Below are 18,318 nucleotides of genomic sequence, written 5' to 3'. Positions count from 1 at the left end.
TGAGCGCTATGCATATAGCGCTCAGCTCTTTGTTTTTGGTGACCTCAACCGTGCAAGTGTTATTATTGCAAATAACCACCCTGAGACATCAATTCAGGCGGCAAATCTGTCTCTCCCAAAGCTTCTAGCAGGTTTATTTCGATGGTGCGTGAAATGGCGCTCAGTGGCAAGTGATTGGCCGCGACGCCGAACGGATCGGTTATTTCTTCGTTGAGCGCATCCAATCCAAAAAACGTATAAGCAATGACGCCGCACACCAACGGTGTCACCCAGCCCAAGGACGTCGCCAAACCAAACGGCAGCATAAAGCAGTACAGATAAGTGGTACGATGCACCAATAGCGTATAGGCAAAGGGTAGTGGCGTATTATGAATCCGCTCACAAGCCGCCAACACAATCGTCATCGAGGTGACGCGCTCATCCATGTTTTGTATCATCAGATCAGAGGAGAGCTGCTGGCGTCGAACCTGCCCCAGCTTTTTGCCTAGCAGGCGCAATAGATATTCAGGCAAATTGCCCGCTTGGCGCATGCTTGCGTGATACTCAGGCGCCACAAAACGCTCAACATCCTCCCACGGCGCGGTACTTCGCAGCCGATGCCTGAGCGCATGGGTAAACGCGATAGTCAGACGCACCAGCTCCTGCTGCATGTGTCGTCCCGCTTCGCTATCGTCCTCGATAAATGAGAGCACCTGACGGGTAAAACTGCGCGCATCATATACCAACTGCCCCCATAAATGCCGACCCTCCCACCAACGCTGATAACTGGCATTGTTACGAAAACCCAAAAACAAAGACAGAGCGATGCCAAGTAATGTAAAAGGCGCAGCGCCATAAGAAGAAAAGGAGCTGGGAACCCAGTGCTGGATGGCCGAGATGATGGCACTCAGTAAGCTAATCAATAAAACCTGAGGAAAGATATGAGGAATAACGGAGCCGCGCAAAGTAAAAAGTATTCTAAATGCATTCGGTTTTTGCCAAACGATCATGACAGTGTCCTATGGTGTTAAAAGTAGTGTACGCGGCATCAAACACAGAGTTGTGCGATGATAGACAGGGTCACGTACTAAGTGCCTATTACTGAGTGTCTATTAAGGCATTGCTGCTTACTGCGTAATGACTGACTGGCGATTTTAGCATCAAACCCTTTGCGTTTTGCCGCCTCATTGTGTCATAAGTAGAATACAGTTATTAAAAAACGGAATATTTAACGATCCGCTGATAAGACACATCATATTTATGCTCAGTGCGTCATTGTCTTGTATGCGCTGTCACTTTATTCACTCATGGAGGTACTCGGTCATGAAACGCGCCCACCAATTGCAGCCCCTATCACGCCAGCATCATCTTGGATTAAACCTGTCTCATCATGCCAAACACTGTAGCGATGAGCGCCATCACATCGATAAACACTGGCAAAAATTGACCTCATATATCCAAGACATGAGCACCCATTTTCAGATCGAAGACCATCTGATTGCCACTGCGCTAAAACCTTATCAAAATACCAACCTTGATGTTGCCACCGCATTAGAGACACTTAACAAACAGCATCTGTTGTTACATAAGCTAATTTGTACCTCTCAAAATCAGACCATCACCGCAGCGCACGTCAAAGCGCTCGGTACCCTATTGTACGATCACATTCGTTTTGAGGAGCGCATATTATTTCCGCTTGCTGAGACTTATCTGACCACAGAGACGCTAGATTTGATTTACCAAGCATGCGCGGATAATGTCAAACGTATCGATGAGGCACGCTAGACGATAAACTGTTTGAGCGTATGCTATTGATTAGCAGTACAGATTAGATTTGTCGATCTAAGGCGATGATGGCCTGCTGTAACCAAGTCCCCGCCTTGCCCAAAGGCTTTTCTTTATGCCAAACCAGCTCAACGGCCACAGGCCAACTGTGCTTATCAAAATCCAGTGTTGGCGATACCAGTGAGCCTTCTTTTAGAGCATCAACCACGATATGCTCAGGCACCAGTGCCCACCCTAGATTGCGCTGGACCAGCTCAATGATGATCCACTGGCTCTCAACCCACCACACATCGGCGGCGACACGTAGACATGATTTTTCTTTGCTATCGTTACGCGTGGCGACGATTAATTGCCGGTGTCTTTTTAAATCCTGCCAGCTGACGACTTTGCTTGCAAGCACATGCTCAGGCGCACAAACCATTTTTAGGGGAATCCAGCCCAAGGTATGAAAGCGAATGGCTGAAGGCAAATCTTCTTGGCTCCACATGATACCCAAATCCGCCCGTTTGTCCATAACCAAACGACTGACATCCTCCATAATGGGCAGCAGCAGCTCTAACTCTACGCTAGGAAACAGGCTATCAAACGTTTCAAGTAAGCCGGCCAGCCATTCTGTGGGATACAAATCATCAACCGCCAGCACCAGTCTACTCTCCACCCCTTCGCTCAGACTTTTGGCCACCCCAAAAAAATGCTCACAGCGCTCTAGTATCACATACGCTTCCGCCAACAACCGCGCGCCCGCTTCGGTCAGCTCCGGATAGCGACTGTTTCGGCTAAACAGCACATTGCCTAAATCGATTTCTAAATTGGCCACCGCCGCACTTACCGATGATTGCGCTTTCCCCAGCCTGCGCCCTGCTGCCGAAAATGACCCCGTCTCTACGGTCGCCACAAAGGCTTGTAATTGCTCTAAAGAAAAATTCATCTATCGGTTTTTCCTATATATCGTAACTTTGATGTATTAGTTTAGCAGATACAATATAGGCAACTAAATTAGTTTATAAAGGATGTATCATGCGAACTCATCGAGATCGTATTCGTCACGCTGTGGGTTTTGAGGTTATCGCCTTAATTCTCTCGATTCCAATCATGAGCTTTTTCTTTGGGTTTGAGCTGAAGGACATCAGTGTTATTGCCATTGCAGGCTCTATCATCGCCACGCTTTGGAACTATGGCTTTAATATTGTCTTTGATAAAGGGATGCTCAGATTTAGGCACAGTACGTTTAAGACACCATGGATACGAGTGCTGCACGTTGTGTTGTTTGAAGGTGGATTACTGGTACTGTATCTGCCCATGGTGGCATGGTATCTAAACATCAGCTTATGGCATGCTTTTGTCATGGATGCGTCGTTGGTGGGCTTTTATTTGTTTTATACGTTTTCTTATAATTGGGCTTATGACAAACTGTTTCCGATCACCCATTTCGGCCATACAACAGATAACACGGTGCCTGCGCAGACGTAAGCGCTGTTTACTAAACCCTTCAGGGCTTGAGACAGACGCTTAGCAGCAGGCAAGAAGAAGCTGTAAATAATTGGCGTTTAATGGGCAGCATTTAATGGCTAATGACCATAAGTAATAAAAAACGCTTCCCTTTTGGAAGCGTTTTGAATACAGCATATGATTTGATACCAATAACGATTAGATAATATTTTGCATATCTGTGCCGATATCATTTGGTAAGCTTGAATAATTGCTTGGCTGCCAAGCATCATATAGCGCTGCTTGATTATCTGTCGCAGATTGCTGGCTTCCCTGCAAACCATCTACTGCTGAGCCCTCAGTATTGGTGCTCATACTTTGCACCTCTATAGTTTCGTTTTCGAAGATATCTGACAAACCGATAGAAGTCTCTGAATCCATTATCATGGCTTTAGAGCCCTCGCTAGCGTCGATAGATAAGCCATTAAGCGCATCGAGATTAAATTCAGCGATACCAGCAGCGCCAGCCTCCCACTCTATACTACCCAACAACTCATCTAAGTCGGTCGCCGTCACTTCTAACAGCCCCTCAAACTCAGCGTTGCCGTTGCGGTCGACCATGAGGACACCATTTTCATAGGTCAGGTAGTCACCGATATTTGCTGCCGTTTGGTTGCCATCGAGCAGTCCTGTCACATCGATCGTATCGCCTTGAACAGCGCTAAAGTCATTCCAAGTATCCAGACCGTTATTACCATTGCCGCCGTTTTCTGTCCCTAGATTACCAAAGACTAAAGTATCAGCGCCTTCGCCCATGATGAAGCTATCATTAGCGGCGGAGCTGATGGCAACATCATCATAAATAGAGGCCGTAATGTTTTTGCCAACATTGATCTCTAAGGTTGCAGTCTCTTTGACACCTGTCACAGAATTAGTCTCATAAGTAAAGCGCTCAATCCCAAAGCTTTCACCATTTGGCAAATAGCTATAACTACCATCTTTAGAGACAGTCAAAGTGCCATACAGGCCTTTGATATCAATCGATTGTGCACCTTGATTAGGGTCGCTAATGAAGACTGACTTACTGTCAACTTTTAGCTCAGAGATATTGCCTATGCCTTGGTCATTATCGTTACCAGCAATCAAAGAGCCACTGATAGCCGTCACATCACTAGCGGTATAATCCGCTGAATGAATGACTGTGGTGTCAAAACCGATACTCTGCAAGTTACCTTTGTTTGTCGTAATAGTCAGCTCATAATTGCCTGCAGGCAAATCAGGTAATGAGTCGCTCAGAGATGCTCCTGCCTTTGTCCCTTCCACTGAGCCCACAAAGCTCTGACCAGTTGTGGTATTTAGCAAAGTATAGGTAATGGTGACATTATCACCAAAAGCGATATTAGTAGATCTGGCAGTCGCTTCTATGATAACCGGAGCGGCGGCATCATGTTCAGCGATCTCAAACTCTTTAGTGTAAGACTTGCCATAATTACCTACTTTATCTGGCTCATTAAAGTTGATGTTGGTGACGGTATTTTGCGTTTGTACTGCCACTTCATTAAAATCATCAACCGCCGTATGCGTGCTAATCTTGATGTTTAAGGTTTCGACAGCCGCATTACCATTTGCGTCCTTAGTCACCAGTCTAAATGAGTCGACCTCGCCATAGGGCGGCTGCCAGTTAGGATCACTAGCGTTGTTGTTTACGCTATAGGTGTACTCGCCATTGGCATCGATGACTAGCTGCCCGTACTTGCCCTGATAAGTCATAGGAGCGTTTGAGGTGACCGCCTCTTCGCCTACTTTGAGTATCACAGTACCCACATCAGGAGTGGCATCTCCTGTGATCTCACCTGTAAATTTCGAGGGCTGGTCATAATCATAGATGGTGTCATGATCCACATACAGACCATTGCCGCTGAGCACTCCCACGCCGCCTGCGGTCAATAACACAGCCTTATAGTCACCTTCACCAAACTGCAAAGTCAACGGGTCTGACCTACCACCAAGTAATGGCGCATTAAACCAGTTTTTTTCAAAGTGAACTTGCTCATACTGTCCAGTATCTTCGTTGAGCTTATAAACTGCCATGCTATAGGTTTTTGCAATCTCTACGCCGCCTGCGCTACCATGCAAGGTAAGCTCACGCACCTGATTGTCACCCACGCTAAACTCAAGTGGCGGCTTACCGCCTAGTAGCTCAAGATCTAGGACGGACGATGAGCCAAAACTCAAATCCAAAACCCCAAAGCCGACAGCGTCTTTAATCTCAGAGTTCTCTGTGTCTAAGATGACCGTTGGCTCTGCATCGACCACAAGATTCTCATCGATCTTAACTTGTTTATCGGCGGGGAGGATGTTTAACTCAATGGTGAGATCTGCAGAGTCGGTATTACCATCAGGCGACGCAATGGTATAAGTAAAGCGCTCCTCACTGCCATAAGGCCCGCGGAAGTCTTCATTGACACTATACTCATAGCTGCCATCAGGCGCTATGGTCAAGGTGCCATATTGTCCTTGAATCGTTGTCTCGCCTGATTCAAGGGCTTGTGTGCCAGTAGATGAGGTGATGGAGGTCACCGTGGTACCAATTGGTAGCTCATCGTAACTAAAGCTCGCATCATCATCCGCTAAGAGGTCTCCTGTCACTGAGCCGCTAACCGCTGTTGCTTCGGAGTAGTCTAAAACAACATCTTTTTCAAATTGTAGCGTATAACCCGTCAATGCTGAGATACCTTCATTACCAGACATGACAAACAGCCACTGGCCTTCATCCAAGCTAAAGTCAGCCGGTTCAGACACGCCGCCTAGCAGATAAGACACTACCCAGTTTTCTTTGACTGCCTGTAGCTCCCACTCACCGGTAGACTCATTGAGTTTGTATAAATTCAGATTCATGGTGCCTGCGACCTGTACACCGCCTGCATTGCCCTTGACAGTCACTTCACGGACTTGATCCTCACCCACCTCGAGTACCACTGAGTTGTCAACGACATCAGCGACCACACCTGCGCCTAATACAGGACCTAAGCTTGCACCGACAAGAGTAAACCCTGTTTTATTCAAATCTGATGGTGTGTCGTTTACTATTTCTAATGGCGTAGCATCGAGCTGAAAATCGACAAAATTATCAGCGGCGGCGATGATCTCATCTGTATTGACAGCATAGTCTTTGGTGGTAGTGACAATGCCTGTATTGCCTGCTTCATCCGTTGCGCTAATACTGACCTCAATAGTGTTATCAGCATCTGCCACAAGCTCAGCGCCGGGCACTTCGATACTAAAGCTGCCAGCGAAATCTACAGCGCCTGCATATTCAATACCATTGACCGTTATCGTCAAGGCATCGCCCTCACTATAATCACCCGTCACGCTGCCCGTAACCGCGATATTGCCCTCAGCCTCGATAGCATTAATAACGTTGTCAGCGGTCACGTCGTCAACGACAATATCGGTCGTCGTATCATCGGGAGCGGCGGTATCAATGGTGATCGTGGCGCTAGCCGTATCAGAGCCAGAGGTCGCTGTTAGAGTCTCTACGCCCTCTCCCATAGCAGCCACTTGCGCTGAATCAACAGCGATACTCCATCTGTTATTGTCACCCACAAGTGCAGTACCAATCAGATCGCCAGCTTGGTTGGTTAATGTGATGGTATCACCTGCCGCACCTGTACCTGTGACATCAAAACCAGTACCTGCTTCGTCAGCATTGACAAGGTTATCACCTGCGATTGGAGTGGTAATAGTCAGTGCTGTCGCTGGCACGATGGTAATATCAGCGGTCTCAGAGCTTACGTTACCCGCTGGGTCTGTAGCAGTGAGGGTTAAGGTTTCTAACCCTTGGTTCATATCGGCAACGCCTTGTTGATTGACACTAATAGACCATTTACCATTAGCACCTACAACCGCCGTACCAATCAGATTGTCTGCTTGGTTGGCCAATGTAATGGTGTCACCAGCAGTACCTGTACCTGTTACGTTAAAGCCCTCCGCAGCTTCGTCAGCATTGACAACGTTATCACCTGCAATGGGGGTGTCCACAGTAAGCTCAGCCACTGTATCTACCGTAAAGTCAAAGAGATCACTCGGCGCACTGCTGTTACCTGCTTGGTCTGTGACAGTAGCGACGATACTATAGTCACCATCTTCAGTGATACCATTTAGGTCATTGGGTATCGTAACTTCTGATACGCCGTTGGCTACTTGAGGTGCCGTGACGACGTGAGTAATCTGTATTGGTGTACCACCCGCTGGGGTCACGGTTAGAGTAATGGTATCCCCTTCTAGGGTGCCCGTCGGCAATGTGACTTCGGTTTGAATGCCGTCGGCAATCTCGTCAGCATTAACACCGTTCTCAGCTTCTGCTATGGCTATGACTGGAGCAACTTGGGTGGCGCCGTCTTGTTCACCTGGGGCGGTGGTGTCGACAGTGATGTTGACCACAGGTCCACTGCTACTTACGTTTCCTGCTGCATCCTTTAGGTTATAACTTAGATCATGTGCGCCCTCTGTTAAGGCGGTGTTTGGTGTCAATGTGAGGCTGCCATCAGCATTGTCTACGATGGTTGCTTCGACCACTTCACCATCAATGATCAACTGCGCCGTTTCATCAGCGTCTAATGTACCAGCAGGAATCGTAATACTTGGGGTGTTGTCATTAGTGACACCACCTGCTGGAATGATTTCTGGCGGCTCTAAAACATCGCCACTACCGTCATTAACGACGTTATCAGTAATGATGAAGTCATTCGTTGGGGCGTCAGGAGCTATGGTATCCACCACACCCACATTCTTGTTTAAGGGTTGTGACTCATTACCCGCCGCATCTTTGATAGTGGCTGTGATGTCAAGTGACTCGCCCTCAGCAGGTGCAGGTACTTTGACGGTGACTTCTTTGTTGGTGATGTCATCGGGTGTTAAGGCCTGTTCTTGACCATTGACGATGACGGTGTCGCCTGCAACGGCGTTGTCTGGTAGGCCAATGATAGCATCTACGTTGCCATCTGCATCAATCTCTTCCTCATTAAGGAAGCCATCATCATTACCAACGGTGATACTGGTTGGGGCATCTGGAGCGGTTAAGTCGGGGGCAATGGAACTGGTTGGATCAGAAGTATTTCCTGCCTCGTCTGTCAAGGTAACGTCTATCTCTTCACCATCGACTTGTGGTGGTACTATATCAACGTCAAAGTTGCCGTTTTCATCAACCACCCCTTCGCCGATCACATCGCCATTTGGATCTGCAATCTCAACGTTACTACCCGCTTCTCCTTTACCAGTGACGCTACTGCCATCTGCACTGACGATGACGTCTGTCGGCGCATCAGGGGCTTCAGTGTCTACGTTATAAGTTTTGTTTTGATTCACAGTGCCAACGTTACCGGCAGCATCTGTTGCTTCGATGCTCACGCTTACGTTGGTATCAGCGGCAAGGTCGCTACCGGCCACCTCAACACTGAATGTGCCGTTAGCATTTACCGTACCTTCGCTTGTTACATTATTGACGGTCACGGTGACGCTGTCGCCTGCTGTGAAGTCGCCTGTCACTTCACCTGTAATCGCCACGTTACCAGCGGCCTCTTCACTGTTGATGACGTTGTCAGCGGTTAAGTCATCGATGACGATCTGGGTGCTGATGTTATCAGGAGCGCTGGTGTCAACGCCTATCTCAATAGCGGGGTCAGAGTGGTTGCCTGCGCCATCGACGGCTTCAGCGCTCACATCAGTGCCATCTTGCGGGGTCACATCAGTGCTAAAGCTGCCATCAGCTGCAACAGGGACCGTGATAGTGAATGTGCCATCACCATTGTCGGTTGCACCCGCAGGTAGATCCGCTTCATCACGAGGGGTTAAGGTTATCTCAACCGTTTCAGTCCCTTCATCTGCAGCGACTTGACCAGTAATACCGTTTTCGTTGACGCTGTCGATACTCGGTGCGCTTGGCGCAGTCGTGTCAACGCTGAAATCAAGCGAGGTGCTCGGCGCACTGCTGTTCCCTGCTTGGTCTGTGACGGTAGCGACGATACTATAGTCACCATCTTCAGTGATGCCATTTAGGTCATTGGGTATCGTAATTTCTGAGAGGCCAGCTGTCGCTTCAGGTCCCGTGACAGTGTGGGTGATTTCTACTGGAGTACCACCACCCGCTGGGGTCACGGTTAGGGTGATGCTGTCTCCCTCTAGGGTGCCTGTCGGTAATGTGATTTGGGCTTGGATACCATCGGCAATCTCATCAGCATTAACACCGTTCTCAGATTCTGCTATGGCGATAACTGGGGCAACTTGGGTGGCGCCGTCTTGCTCACCTGGAGCTTCGGTATCTACCACACCCACATTCTTGTTTAAGGGTTGTGACTCATTACCTGCTGCATCTTTGATAGTGGCGGTGATGTTAAGCGACTCGCCCTCAGCGGGTGCAGGTACTTTGACGGTGACTTCTTTTGCGCTGATGTCATCAGGCGTTAAGGTCTGTTCTTGACCATTGACGATGACGGTGTCGCCTGCAATGACGTTGTCTGGTAGGCCGATAATAGCGTCTACGTTGCCATCTGCATCGATCTCTTCTTCGTTGAGGAAACCATCATCATTACCAACGATGATACTGGTTGGGGCGTTTGGAGCAGTTAAGTCTGGGGCAATGGAACTGGTTGGATCAGAAGTATTTCCTGCCTCATCTGTCAAGGTAACGTCTATCTCTTCACCATCGACTTGTGGTGGTACTATATCAACGTCAAAGTTGCCGTCTTCATCGACCATCCCTTCGCCGATCACATCGCCATTTGAATCTGTGATTTCAACGTTACTACCCGCTTCTCCTTTACCAGTGACGCTACTGCCATCTGCACTAACGATGACATCCGTCGGCGCATCTGGAGCGACATTATCAATTGGTGGTTGATTATTATTGCTACTTCCACCACTGCTTCCTAAAGCAGCACCTAAGATACCTACTCCTGCCAGACCTGCTAACCAAGGTAACGCATCAAAGCCTTCAACTTCTGTGGCTCCCACCCACCAAGGTGCTGCTTGCGGTGTCCCACCCAAGGCCTGTCCTTGTACATCACCTATTTCCAACTCAGTAACATAGTCTGCTACCTCACCAGAATCCGGAATATAGTAGTAATAACTGCCATCTTCGGCCAAGCCTATGAGCGCACTATTAATATCCTCATAAAACCCTTCAATAATAAGATCTGGCTCAAGATTATTATTTTCAAAAGAAACATGCAGATCTTTGTCTACTCGCTTAGTAATGATATGGTCTGGCGCATGTCCTGTGGAGTCGTCTATAAGCTCATAGTTAATATTATTAGTAGCAGCAATGACGATCGGTTCGCTATTTTGTGTCATTACTGTGTGCTCAGTAACTGTCTCAATTTGGCTCTGTGCTTTAACGGTTATATTTTTCATGATATCATCCCTGATTTTTGTCTATAAACTTTTGAGTAATGTCTTCGCAGTATTATATCGTTGCCAATTATTTAGCAGATTCTTCTCGGATCACGATAGCGTCTACTCGGCGATTATTTTGACGTCCTTTTTCTGTACCACTTTTATCCACCGGTCTTGATTCGCCATAGCCCACACTGGCTATACGCTCAGCATCTAGACCATATTGATTTATCAAAATATTTTTGACAGCATCGGCACGCTTTTGAGAAAGCGTTAAATTGTATTGTTTTGGGCCTCTATCATCTGTATGGCCTTCTAATATCACGGCTCTTTTAGGAAATAATCGAGCCATATCGGCCACTTTACTAAGCTTTATTACGTTCTCGTTTTTGACGTCGACACTATCGAAATCGAACAGTAGGCGAAAGTACAAAGGTGCATCAATATCGCTATTGTCCGCTGCACTCAGCGTTTCCGACTGTTGCAGATCGACATTGTCTAACCTATTGCACTTAGAGGAGACACGATTGATTTGGTGAGCTTGGCGCGTAAACCTCTCAGGTGAATTTAAAACATCCTCAAGAGAAACCTGTCTGATAAAAGCATGGCCTGATTTGGAATTACCAATCTGTAAGTAGATGGTGGTTTGTGGGAGGAAGGTATATTTTTGAGAGTAGGTCGTTACTTTTTGCTTATCAGCGACTCCTATGTTGATGTTGATAGTTTGCACACCAGAGCACAGCACACTTTCTGAATAGTGCTTGTTTTGTAGGCTAGATTGGAAAACATTATCAGCACCTAGCCCTATCCTAACAACGTCTGAGCTGCCGTCCTCTTCATCACGAAAGAACACCACTCGGCTTTCATTAGTTGCCAACACACTATCGTCAGGCGGGCCAAACGCGTCTCCACTGGTAACCCAACTGGCTTGATGTATCTGTGTACGGCTTAGCTCTGATGGATTATTTGCGAGAGTTTGACATCCTAATAAGCCAGTCATTGAAAACAACACCGTTGATAACGTCGCTATTCTAATATCCATATCTCCTACTCCTTATTAGCATGTATGATTTCTATCTTAAATGATTTTTGACCGACTCTTTTATTACCATTTATCATAGGTATTTATGTTTTTTGTAAATATCATGACTATAATCTCAGTATAGCGTCACAAAAAAATAATGCAAACCTTGAATAATCAGTATTATTCTATTTAAAAAACCCTACTATTATCATTGCTTTTTTATTTTTATAGAGACTATGATTATATATAAAATTTATTTATATTCGTTTAAAAGCATATATAAAGTACACCATACTTCTTTTAATGACTATCATTTATATTTTTTATACGATACCTTTATAATGATACTGGTAGTAGCCGTAATTACTTAGGGATTTAGATAATAGTAGCAAAAACTTTGGCACAAAAAGGTAAGAGCTATAGAATGAAAAGTTTTGATAAGAAGCATCTAAAAGCCCTGTGTCTAGCGATACTGGTGCATATAGCCGTATTCATTGTGTTTTATCTGACTGTACATACACATGACTCAGTAAAAGTGGCTGACAGCAGCTCTAATACAGTTTTGCCTTCTAGGCTTGATATTACAGATACGGAAATCTTACCTTTTAAATCAGAGACCTATATATCTACGCTTAGTAGCACGCAGACCATCGCGAAAAAAGACAGTGATATTCAAAGCCGTCATAAGAAAACCTCTACAAGAAGCTCGGAAGCGCTCGATGAACCAAAAACTGATAATACGGTAATCTTTAAGAGCTCTCAAAAGATCATTCATAAAGATAGCGCGGCCTCTGTCTCAATCATTCAAAACACACAAGAAAAAGACGCTCCAGATAGCCAAAACAACGAGAATCTGATGCCTATAAAAAAAGAAGACCTTGCAGAATTAAAAGATATAAAAAATCATGCCGGACTATTAGAGATGGACATCCCTAATACAAAAAATAACATAGTAATAGATGATGAGCACCTATCAATAAAGTCAGAATCAGAGGAGATAAACAGTCAGCTAAGTCAGGCAATTAATGAAATAAAAAATAGAAATCAACAAAAAATTCATGAAATAGAAAAACAAAAAAAATTAGCAATTAGCAATTAGCAATTAGCAACTAGCAACTAGCAACTAGCATTTATAAAGAATACTTTTCAGTGAGCGACTTGATAGCTCTGTATCTGTTTTATTTAGAACAGACTGTAAATACGTTAGGATAAAAGAGAGGTAACACTGGCATCAGTTAAGGTGTCTTATCATCGCTCGCCTAAGCCCTCTGACAAGGTTTTGGTGATAGGCTTGGTCAAGTAAGACAATACAGTGCGTTCCATAGCCTTGATATCAACTGACGCTGTCATACCAGGTTTGATGACAATCTCATCGCCCCTGCCTGCAAATTCGGCACCATTGATGACAATTAATACTCGATAATAAGGCTCTTCGCCCTTAGGCGTTTTTTCAATAAGCGTATCTGGACTAATATAATTTACCGTCCCTTTCATTGCGCCAAAAATAGAATAATCATAAGCATCGAGCTTTACGGTCGCGTATTGGCCTTCTTTGACATACGCAATATCGGCAGGGCTCACTTTTGCATCAATGATTAGACCACTACTGGTCGGCAAAATCTGCATAATGATCTCGCCTGGCTTCACCACACCGCCGATAGTGGTCACGTTAATATTTTTGACCTTGCCTTCTGTCGGTGCCATCAGACGTTTTTCTTCTAGTACTTGTGAGCGATCTCGTAGCTGCTCAAGCTCCGTATCAAGCTCTTCTTGGGCTTTGGTCATTTCAGCTTGCGCTTCCTCAAAGTATTTATTGCGCTTATTGTTGATTTGCGCTTCGATATCAGCCACTTGACGGCTCAGCTTAATCACATCTGCCTGACTGACATCCCCATACTCTAATAAAGGCTCATTCATGCTCAGCTCCTGCCGCGCCAACACCAGCATTTTTTCAAGAGAAGAGACGTCTTCATTGATCGCCCGGCGGCGTCGATCATAAAGCGCTTTTTGGTTTTGTACGTATTCAGGGTAGCTTTGTAATGCCTTTGGGAAAACTAAAGGTTTTTCGAATATCTCAGCATTTAATCGCGCCAGCTTTGCTTGTAATGCTGCTATTTTAGACGCGGAGTTATCGACCGCGGCCTTGGCTCGCTCCTCTTCTAACACGACAAGCAACTGACCTTTTTTGACTTCTTGGCCTTCTGCCACAGCAAGCCGAGTTAGCACCCCACCCTCTGAGGCTTGAATTTCTTGTGTACGAGCGCTTGCGATAACGGTAGCTTTGGCACGAGTTACTTGGTCTATTTTGGCGTATGATGCCCATATGATTAAGACAATTATCCCAATTAAGGCAATCCAAATACTTAACCTTGAGCGATTTACATTGGGGTTGGTGGGTGTGTATTTATATTCTGACATGCCTGCTTACCTTAATTGTCTGGTGAGTCTTTATTGATCTGATCGGTCGTTTTTCCTCTTTTTTTGATGGGGTTTTGATATTGAGCTTGTTCGTTTCTTTTTAAGCTATCAAGCACCGCTTGTTTTGGTCCGTCTATCACTATGCGTTGATTGTCCATGATAATCAATCTATCGACTAAGTCTAAAAGAGCGGTTTTATGCGTAGAGACGATAAAAGTCTGGCCTTTTGTCAGCTCTTGCTTTAGCACTTGTAAACAGCGCTGCTCTTGGCGATTGTCCATGGAGGCGGTGGGTTCATCTAATAAAAACACATCCGGCTTTGTTAGTAATAAGCGAGTGAAGGCAACCAATTGCTTTTGCCCACCTGATAAGCCTTTACCGCCTTCACTAATGGGCAAATCAAGGCCGCTTGAGTGGCTAGATACAAGATTGATAAGCCCTGTTTTATTTAGGGCATCTTGTAGGACATCATCATTGGGCGCTGCCATACCAATCAGTAGGTTTTCTCTTAGCGTGCCTTGAAACAGCCTGTGGTCTTGCTGCAAATACCCCACGCGCTCACTTAACGTCTCACGACTGATTTGATGAATATCTAGACCATCCAACAGTACTCGGCCTTTGGTCGGTGCATACAAGCCCGCGAGTACTTTTAGCAAGGTCGACTTCCCTGAACCAATGGGGCCCAAGATCGCAATGCGCTCTCCTGGTTTGATGCTTAGCTTATCAATCGCAAGCGCTGATCTGTCATTGCCTTGGTAATTAAACACCAAACCATCACACTGGTAGCTACCATTGATACGAGTCGGTGATAAGGGATAAGCCACACCTTGATTGTCTTGCTCAAGCGAAAACAGCGTTTCGATATTGAGTTTGGCGGCTTTGGCATGAGAGTACTGTACCAGTAGGTTGGGTATAGCCATTACTGGAGCCAACACTCGGCCACCCAAAATAGAGCAAGCAATCAGGCCACCCATGGTCATATCACCTTGCATCACAACAAAAGAGCCTACTATCACAATACCCACATAGCTCACTTGCTGCAGCATTTGAGTAAAGTAAGTTAAGTTGTCATTGGTATGTTTCATATCCAAGTCGTTTTTGACGGTGATATTCATCACATCAAGCCAACGAGACAAGAACTTCCAACTGCCCGCCCCCGCTTTTATCGTCTCCACCCCCTCAACGGCTTCTACCAAAAGACCTGTTTTATAATAAGAGGCGGTTGCACCTTCTGCTGCGATGATATCGATGCGTTTACGGGCAAACAGCCCCATCACGATCGCGACTAGTGCAGCCACGACTGGGACGGCCGCGACCAGTGGTGAGCCAATAAAAGCCACCAAGCTGATAAATATAATGGTCATGGGTATATCGACCAAACCAAACAGCGTACTGGCCGTAAAAAAACCACGCACTTGCTCATATCCACGTAGCTGAGCGGCCATAGAGCCGACCGAACCTGGCATCTGATCGATGCGTACCTTTAACAAACGCTGAAACACTTCGCGTGATAAATACTGATCAAGACCAACCACGACTTTGTCCATGATTTTTGAGCGCGAAAACTTCATAAAGGCTTCGAATAAAATCACCAACATGACGCCGCTCGCTAAAATAATAAGTGTGTATTCGCTACGGGTCGGGATAACTCGGTCATAAACCTGCATAGAAAATAAAGACACTGCCAGTGCCAACATATTTATGAGAAAGGTGGCAATCACGGCTTCAAATAACACGCCTTTGTAATTACTGAGATCTGATTTTAATAAATCAGAAAATGAGGCAGTCCGCTGCTTGATATGATCGTCTTTTAGACGGACACGTAAGACAAGCGCTAACTGTTCAGTGCGCGTCGGAGTGCTGGCATCCTCTTGTCTAAACCGCCAGTTTTTTTGTGGGGTTTGGCCATCGATCACTCCCCAGCCCATATCTGGTCGATAAGCAAGCAAAGGCAAAAAAGCAGCATCTGGCTCTTGCAACACCTCAGGAATATCTTTGACGCCAACATCATCAAATATCGCCAACACACCACTTAACTCATGAAGACTTTTACCTTGCCTATCAAACAGCTCCTGATGACGCTCGATGACATCATGCAGACGTATGTTATCGACCGGATAGCCTTGCTGACCCAGTAGATGTCTCACCGCATCTATCAGTGTTTTAGTCAACTCACTCTGCGCAGGGCTTGGGGCGGCTTGATTTGGCATTACAGATTGGGAGGATGTCACTTGCGAATTTGTGCTCATATTAATCACTTATCTTATAGTTAAGAAATACCTTGATATAAATCCTTTTAGGGCGTGATAAGGTAATCCTCTTCTAGCATAATATACTGGCCATTGTTGAGGTCATCCTCAGCGCTCGCGGGCAATCTGATATTGATATAGTCCTCCGGTCCTTGTGCTTGATAACCGAGCGCTTTGCTATCTGCGTTTTTACTTTTTTTACCCATCCAGTTTTTGACGTTATCTAATGGTTTAAATAAGTTGACAGGCGCTCGGTTGGCGGCAAATTGTTGCCATGGCATCACGCCAAAATCAACTTGCAACTTATAAAAGGCTCCTAATAAGCTGGCTCGAGTTTGCACCAGCTGTACTTGATAATCATTGTGTTCACGTACAGCATTTAGCACCTCTAGCCATGATTTACGACCAGCGATAAACTGTCTGCGATACGAGCTGACCACGATTTGCGCGCCCGCCGCCGCCGCGACCAGTGAGGTTTCTCGGTCTTTGGCACTGACAAACTGCTGGTACTGCACTTGTATATCTTCTATCACTCGACGGCGCGCCGCTTCTTGGTTTTGAACCAAGCTATTGACTTGCGCTTGAGACGCGCGCGCGAGCGCCAAGTTAGAGAACCCAGCACCTGGAGCATAGTTTAATCCCAAAGAAAACTTGCCTGTATCTGTGTGGTCATCGTGATAGTAAGCGTGTTCGTATTGCGCATATACTGTGGGATATCGTGCCGCTTGTTGGGCTTCGACGCCTTGTTTGGCAGACTCAATCTGAAAGTGCTCTTTTACAACAGTAGGGTTATAAAAGCTGGATTGGTCAAACGCCATACGCTCAAAGCTGGCAGACTGTTGTTTTGCTTGATCCACCAAAGTTTTGATATTAGGTAAGCTCATAGCACTACTGCGAGACAAAGGCTCACCGATGATTTGTTCAAGTCTGGCCACGGCTATACGCTGCTGCTCAATAGCAGCTTGATAAGCGTGCTGCTCTTGCAAAATGCGATTGGTTACCAAATCAAGCTCGATACGCGCTGAAACCCCTTGCTTCACGCGGCGCTGCATCATCGCCTCAAACTCATGCAGCTGCTCTAAGGCATCAGCATGAATATGCTGCTGAGCGATGGCCTGAATGTATCCTTGCCATGCCTCGATGGTTGTTTTGGCAACCAAGTTTTGTTGCTCGTAGATGTGCTCTACGGCAGCTTTGTCATCGAATATGGCTTGATTGACATCCGCTGTCAGCTTACCGGCCGTCCATAGCGGTTGACGTATGGTGACTTGTGACACAAATTCATTATCAAGGTCATAACCTGAAGAAATGCTGGGGGTCGGCAACAAGTTTAGCTTAGCGGCATTGATACCTTCTGTGGTTGCCTCGTGTTGCGCCCGGGCTGAGCCTACCAAAGGATGCGTTTCAATAGACTGTTTGATCAGACTATTGATCTGTAAGTCTGTCACTACCGCATAGGAGCTGACAGAAACCCAAGCACCTATCATTAGTAGCATAGCCTGACGACATCGTGCGAAAGTAAAACTGTACTTTTTTTTATCTAAGAAATTTGTCATATAAGGTTTTAGGCATTAGCATTGAATGATATTGATCAATCGTTTGGTTTTATGTCTCAAACCTTACTAAAGCCTATCTGAGAAATCAATCAAAGAATAGCTATTAAAAAGGCCTCCATGACGGAAGCCTGTTTAATATCAGTTTTTAGCATGTATACATCAATAGCTATGTATAGCTATTATTAAATATAGTCGTTAAGCGTCTCTCAATCTACAACTATTTTTTGGTTGACTAGCGCACACCAATGACCTGCGCCAGATACCCCGTCTTGATATATACGGTCGCGCCGCTAGGGCCAGATACCATCTCTAATGGTGTATCGGTCGGCAGGCGTATCCAGCTATAGCGCGAAAAAGTCTCACCGTCAGCGTGCAACTCACCTGCCAGCACCATGATTTCGGCACCGCCGCTGATGGTCTCAGTAAATAGCAGCTCACCTGCGTCCAAGCGCTGCAAGCTGACGTGCTCATAGTCACTAGCAAACAG

General features: G+C 46.0%; 11 protein-coding genes. 3 read left to right on the top strand and 8 right to left on the bottom strand.

Translation table 11 applies throughout. The annotated features are described in order from the left end of the window. Positions 1 to 62 precede the first annotated feature (62 nt). A complete protein-coding gene (locus tag CAP50_RS05590) occupies positions 63 to 989 on the bottom strand; it encodes a bestrophin family protein (protein ID WP_075101212.1) in 927 nt (308 codons plus the stop codon). Positions 990 to 1,302: 313 nt separating this feature from the next. On the opposite strand from CAP50_RS05590, the gene CAP50_RS05585 reads away from it, so the two are divergent. Continuing rightward, positions 1,303 to 1,764, top strand: a complete 462-nt coding sequence (locus tag CAP50_RS05585) for a hemerythrin domain-containing protein (protein ID WP_100749288.1) — start codon at positions 1,303 to 1,305, stop codon at positions 1,762 to 1,764. 43 nt (positions 1,765 to 1,807) lie between these two features. Here the strand turns inward: CAP50_RS05585 and CAP50_RS05580 are convergent, their stop codons facing one another. Beyond that, the gene (locus CAP50_RS05580; RefSeq protein ID WP_100749287.1) at positions 1,808 to 2,692 is read right to left on the bottom strand and encodes a LysR family transcriptional regulator; all 885 of its coding nucleotides are present in this window, start codon (positions 2,690 to 2,692) and stop codon (positions 1,808 to 1,810) included. 89 nt (positions 2,693 to 2,781) lie between these two features. Here CAP50_RS05580 and CAP50_RS05575 point away from each other — a divergent pair, with 89 nt between their 5' ends. Beyond that, positions 2,782 to 3,234, top strand: coding sequence for a PACE efflux transporter (locus CAP50_RS05575; protein WP_100749286.1), 453 nt, complete (start codon positions 2,782 to 2,784; stop codon positions 3,232 to 3,234). Positions 3,235 to 3,411: 177 nt separating this feature from the next. Here CAP50_RS05575 and CAP50_RS05570 read toward each other — a convergent pair whose 3' ends face one another. Together CAP50_RS05570 and CAP50_RS05565 are read right to left on the bottom strand one after the other, a co-directional pair. After that, positions 3,412 to 10,602, bottom strand: coding sequence for a BapA/Bap/LapF family large adhesin (locus CAP50_RS05570; RefSeq protein ID WP_100749285.1), 7,191 nt, complete (start codon positions 10,600 to 10,602; stop codon positions 3,412 to 3,414). 67 nt (positions 10,603 to 10,669) lie between these two features. Then, positions 10,670 to 11,626 carry an OmpA family protein gene (locus tag CAP50_RS05565; protein ID WP_100749284.1) on the bottom strand — a complete coding sequence of 319 codons (957 nt, stop codon included), beginning with the start codon at positions 11,624 to 11,626 and terminating at the stop codon, positions 10,670 to 10,672. Positions 11,627 to 12,032: 406 nt separating this feature from the next. Here CAP50_RS05565 and CAP50_RS05560 point away from each other — a divergent pair, with 406 nt between their 5' ends. Then, complete coding sequence (locus CAP50_RS05560; RefSeq protein WP_100749283.1) at positions 12,033 to 12,707, top strand: hypothetical protein; 675 nt, start codon at positions 12,033 to 12,035, stop codon at positions 12,705 to 12,707. 149 nt (positions 12,708 to 12,856) lie between these two features. Here the strand turns inward: CAP50_RS05560 and CAP50_RS05555 are convergent, their stop codons facing one another. The 4 genes from CAP50_RS05555 to CAP50_RS12895 all read right to left on the bottom strand — a co-directional run bounded on the left by CAP50_RS05555 (position 12,857) and on the right by CAP50_RS12895 (position 18,288). Then, positions 12,857 to 14,026, bottom strand: a complete 1,170-nt coding sequence (locus CAP50_RS05555) for an HlyD family efflux transporter periplasmic adaptor subunit (RefSeq protein ID WP_100749282.1) — start codon at positions 14,024 to 14,026, stop codon at positions 12,857 to 12,859. 11 nt (positions 14,027 to 14,037) lie between these two features. After that, positions 14,038 to 16,275, bottom strand: a complete 2,238-nt coding sequence (locus CAP50_RS05550; protein ID WP_100749281.1) for a type I secretion system permease/ATPase — start codon at positions 16,273 to 16,275, stop codon at positions 14,038 to 14,040. Between the two features lie 47 nt (positions 16,276 to 16,322). Beyond that, complete coding sequence (locus tag CAP50_RS05545; RefSeq protein WP_241900663.1) at positions 16,323 to 17,771, bottom strand: TolC family protein; 1,449 nt, start codon at positions 17,769 to 17,771, stop codon at positions 16,323 to 16,325. Positions 17,772 to 18,063: 292 nt separating this feature from the next. Continuing rightward, entirely contained in the window at positions 18,064 to 18,288 is a 225-nt protein-coding gene (locus tag CAP50_RS12895; protein WP_446737505.1) for a hypothetical protein, read from the bottom strand. Positions 18,289 to 18,318 lie beyond the last annotated feature (30 nt).

It is taken from the genome of Psychrobacter sp. L7, from assembly GCF_002810365.1.
GTDB lineage: Bacteria > Pseudomonadota > Gammaproteobacteria > Pseudomonadales > Moraxellaceae > Psychrobacter > Psychrobacter celer.
The sequence above is the reverse complement of the archived record's forward strand: the minus strand, read 5'-3'. Positions and strand labels throughout refer to the sequence as shown.

Coding starts and splice junctions, on each gene's coding strand:
- CAP50_RS05590 (WP_075101212.1), bottom strand. CDS start 989: ATGATCGTTTGGCAAAAACCGAATGCATTTAGAATACTTTTTACTTTG.
- CAP50_RS05585 (WP_100749288.1), top strand. CDS start 1,303: ATGAAACGCGCCCACCAATTGCAGCCCCTATCACGCCAGCATCATCTT.
- CAP50_RS05580 (WP_100749287.1), bottom strand. CDS start 2,692: ATGAATTTTTCTTTAGAGCAATTACAAGCCTTTGTGGCGACCGTAGAG.
- CAP50_RS05575 (WP_100749286.1), top strand. CDS start 2,782: ATGCGAACTCATCGAGATCGTATTCGTCACGCTGTGGGTTTTGAGGTT.
- CAP50_RS05570 (WP_100749285.1), bottom strand. CDS start 10,602: ATGAAAAATATAACCGTTAAAGCACAGAGCCAAATTGAGACAGTTACT.
- CAP50_RS05565 (WP_100749284.1), bottom strand. CDS start 11,626: ATGGATATTAGAATAGCGACGTTATCAACGGTGTTGTTTTCAATGACT.
- CAP50_RS05560 (WP_100749283.1), top strand. CDS start 12,033: ATGAAAAGTTTTGATAAGAAGCATCTAAAAGCCCTGTGTCTAGCGATA.
- CAP50_RS05555 (WP_100749282.1), bottom strand. CDS start 14,026: ATGTCAGAATATAAATACACACCCACCAACCCCAATGTAAATCGCTCA.
- CAP50_RS05550 (WP_100749281.1), bottom strand. CDS start 16,275: ATGAGCACAAATTCGCAAGTGACATCCTCCCAATCTGTAATGCCAAAT.
- CAP50_RS05545 (WP_241900663.1), bottom strand. CDS start 17,771: ATGCTACTAATGATAGGTGCTTGGGTTTCTGTCAGCTCCTATGCGGTA.